The following is a 3,438-nucleotide window of genomic DNA, read 5'->3' on the forward strand; positions in this document are numbered from 1 at the left end:
CACGACCGGACTGGTGTGCGTGACCGCGCCCACCGTCGACGAGCTCGATGCTGCAGTGGCGTCGATCGAGCAGGCTGCCATCCAGGCATCCTGCGAGACGCGCCGGCTCGTGGGCCAGCAGGCGCAGGCGTTTACGGCGGCGGCGTTGCCGTTGTGTCGGAGCGTGTGACTTGGTTCAGCAGCAGTCTTCGTGCTCGACGTCCCGTTCCCCGGTCAGAGCAGCCACGGGCACTTTGCAGGCGTCGCCGCGCCACGCCTCGAGGCCTTCCCTGACGGCGAAGACCACGATCACGAGGGCTGCGACCGAGTCTGCCCACGCCCAACCGAACAGCGTATTCAGCAGCAACCCGACTAGGAGGGCTGCGGAGAGGTAGGAGCAGATCAGGGTTTGCTTCGAGTCAGCGACCGCCGAAGCTGAGCCCAACTCCCGGCCGGCGCGACGTTCGGCGAAGCTCAGAAAGGGCATCACCAGGAGACTGACCGCGGCCAGCACAATGCCGACCGTGCTGTGTTCCGCTTCCCGAATACCGAATAGGGACAGCCCTGCCTCGACGGTCACGTACGCTGCGAGAGCGAAGAAAGCCCACGCAATGACTCGCAGCGCGGTCTTCTCCCGCTTCTCTGGATCAGGAACTGCGAACTGCCATGCCACCGCGGCCGCGGAGAGGACCTCAACGATAGAGTCGAGGCCAAAACCGATGAGGGCCGCTGAGGACGCCACACTCCCGGCCGCGATCGCAATGATCGCTTCGATGACGTTGTAGGCAATAGTCGCCGCAACGATCCACCGAATCCGGCGACGGAGAACCTGCGTTCGGTCAGGCTGGATCGCAACCACTCGGTCGTCAGCGGGAAGGCTCATGCGTCGGTCCCGCAACAGAGCGGCACGTCGCAGCCCTCTTCGACGCAGCCGAGACCGTCATCGACGGCGAGCACCACATCCATCAGGGCGACCAAGGCCTTTGTCACGTGGGGATCCGCGATCTCATACCGAGTCGAGCGTCCTTCCGGAACGGCGACCACGATTCCGCAGCCTCGCAGGCAAGACAGATGATTGGACACGTTCGACCGCGACAGCTCCAGCTCGCGAGCCAACGCACCCGGATAGCCGGGCCCATCGAGGAGGGAAAGCAAGATCCGAGACCTGGTGGGATCGGCCATCGCTCGACCCAACCGGTTCATCACGTCCACCCGCGAAGCAATAGTCAGCATGCACTGACATTACAGCAGGGACTGACTAATCACCACCGGCCGGTAAGGGTGTGTCCCGTGCTCATGCAGCGCCATTTTCTAGTGCTGCCCAATTGGATCGGCCCGCAGCCGCAGCGCGACCCACAGTCCGCATCGACGGCAAATGTAGACGTTGTCACTGAGGGCGTGCAGCCGACGACGCGGATAGGTACGACTGCAGCAGGAACAGGTGAATTCTGATGCGTCATCCATGAGCCGCGAGCGCGTCTTCAATTTGCTGCTGGGTCGGACATCCAGCCATGCCGCTCGGAGTGAGATAGATCCGGCAGGCGAGATCGCTGGTGCGACCGTCCGTGGGGAAGAGATCGACACCGTCAACGAGGATCGTCGGGGATCCAGCGAAGGAGAAACTTGCGGCTGTCTCGGCGGAATCAATCAGGGTGGATTTGATCGGTGTGTTCGAGGGCATCGTGATCTCGACCGCTCGCTGCAGGCGAAGAAGTGTCTCTCCCGAGTTCGGGCAGTCTGCAATGTTTAGCATCTCGATTGTCGCCATGAGTTTCTTTCTCTGCAGGTCGAAGTTCGTATCGTCCAACGGACTCGAAGCCTCTGCTCTCGATTCTGTCACCGCAGCCCCGGACCGCGTAGCGTCCCGCGCACCTCTAAGACGAAGTGAATCGTGATTGGAGCGACGCATGGCTGGGTACGAATCAAAGGACCGCCCATCTAGATGGATCAGTGTCGTCTTTCTGCAAGGAGTTGAGGCCGACGCGGTACTCGGCCTAATCGACCGAAGCGGAGCATCCGCTGCGTTCGATTACCTGCAGCCACGAGATCTCGGCGAGGCCACAACCGATGCCGCCCTCGAGAATGGGTACGTCTACGACCGCATCCCGGCCGGCCGGACCGACCACATCATCGAGCACGACGGCTCGCCGTACGCGCTGACCTACAGCAGGACGTACCGCTACGTTTCACTGTTGCGGTGGCATCCGCTTGAACCTGTAGTGGAGCGCGCCCGAAACGCTCCCCGTCGAGACGACATCTGGGCCGCCCCACGGTCAACACGCCTGGCCGACCGCACGGTCACCCTGTGAAAGACACCGCAGTAACAGAGCGGATGCACACGGCCGCGCTGGTCGAGCCGCGCGGCGAGCTGCGCCGCGACCGTCGCGCCCGCCGGCGGGAAGCAGCCAGGATCGAAGCTGATGCTCAGAAGGCCAATACCGTTGCGGCGCGCACGCGTTGGCACGCCGAGCGGGACGAAGCACGATCGGGCGCCTATCTGCCCAAGGCCGGCGAGCCGGGTCCGGCACAGCTGCGGACGCCCGGACGGCTGAAGCTTCCGAAGCATCAGGACACCACCGCGACCCTGTCGGGCCACTACCCGTTCCTCGCCGAAGCAGGCCTCGGCTCGGCCGGCGTCTTCGTCGGTCAGGATCTCTACTCGGGCGGCTCCTTCGTCTACGACCCGTGGGTGCTCTATCAACGGGGAATGATCACCGCGCCGAACATCGTGCTGGCCGGCATCGTCGGCTCCGGCAAATCCTCGCTAGCGAAGTCTCTCTACACCCGCTCGCTCCCCTTCGGCCGCCGCGTCTACGTGCCAGGCGACCCGAAGGGCGAGCACACCGCAGTCGCCGAGGCCGTCGGCGGCAAGGCGATCATCCTCGGCCACGGTCTCCGCAACCGGCTCAACCCGCTCGACGAGGGCCACCGGGCAGCATCCGTTTCGGACGCCGAATGGTCGGCGCAGCTGGCGGCGAGGCGGCGCGATCTGATCGGCGCCCTCGCCGAAACCGTGCTCGACCGACCGCTCAGCCCGCTCGAGCACACCGCCATCGACCTCGCGCTGGCCGATGCCGTGCGCAGCGCGGAGGTGCCGATCCTGCCGATGGTGGTCGATCGCATCCTCTCCCCCAACCCCGAGGACGACGAGGGCCGCCTCGCGGCGGACGGGCGCCTCGTCGGCCATGCACTAAGCCTCGATCCACCGGTCGAGTTAAGGTTGTGACGGCGCGTTAAATCGAGAATGACTATCGGATCAGGAAAAATAGAACTTACTTAGGGTTCAATTTGACCGCTCCGAGAGGCACCTCGTAGATGCAACTTTTCCATACTTCGAACCGCTTGTCCGCCACCTGCGGCCGACACAAATCTCGTGTCGGCCGCAGGGCTCGTCCCCGCGCTGGCGTTGGCGGTGAAAACAGGTCTCGGGGAGCTCGTCGACGCCCGGTTGAGCGTGCC

General features: G+C 64.3%; 4 protein-coding genes and 3 pseudogenes. 4 read left to right on the forward strand and 3 right to left on the reverse strand.

From position 1 onward, the window contains the following. A pseudogene (locus E3O25_RS17370) lies at positions 1-169 on the forward strand (PrgI family protein); the annotation flags it as partial. A 6-nt stretch (positions 170-175) separates the two neighbouring features. On the opposite strand, the gene E3O25_RS05495 reads toward E3O25_RS17370, so the two are convergent. From E3O25_RS05495 to E3O25_RS05505, 3 genes are all read right to left on the reverse strand, one after another. After that, positions 176-862, reverse strand: a complete 687-nt coding sequence (locus E3O25_RS05495) for a cation transporter (protein WP_134360666.1) — start codon at positions 860-862, stop codon at positions 176-178. Continuing rightward, a complete protein-coding gene (locus tag E3O25_RS05500; protein ID WP_134360667.1) occupies positions 859-1,212 on the reverse strand; it encodes a helix-turn-helix transcriptional regulator in 354 nt (117 codons plus the stop codon). Before E3O25_RS05500 ends, E3O25_RS05495 begins: the two co-directional genes overlap by 4 nt. A 223-nt stretch (positions 1,213-1,435) precedes the next feature. Continuing rightward, positions 1,436-1,786: a thioredoxin family protein gene (locus tag E3O25_RS05505; RefSeq protein WP_241988509.1), complete on the reverse strand. Its 351-nt coding sequence runs from the start codon at positions 1,784-1,786 to the stop codon at positions 1,436-1,438. Between the two features lie 100 nt (positions 1,787-1,886). Here E3O25_RS05505 and E3O25_RS05510 point away from each other — a divergent pair, with 100 nt between their 5' ends. From E3O25_RS05510 to E3O25_RS17375, 3 genes and pseudogenes are all read left to right on the forward strand, one after another. Continuing rightward, complete coding sequence (locus tag E3O25_RS05510) at positions 1,887-2,288, forward strand: hypothetical protein (protein ID WP_134360668.1); 402 nt, start codon at positions 1,887-1,889, stop codon at positions 2,286-2,288. Between the two features lie 23 nt (positions 2,289-2,311). Next, positions 2,312-3,172 (forward strand): annotated as a pseudogene (locus E3O25_RS05515) (ATP-binding protein); the annotation flags it as partial. A gap of 122 nt (positions 3,173-3,294) precedes the next feature. After that, positions 3,295-3,438, forward strand: a pseudogene (locus E3O25_RS17375) (IS1380 family transposase); the annotation flags it as partial.

The organism is Cryobacterium sp. TMT1-3 (assembly GCF_004402315.1).
Classification (GTDB): Bacteria; Actinomycetota; Actinomycetes; order Actinomycetales; family Microbacteriaceae; genus Cryobacterium; species Cryobacterium luteum.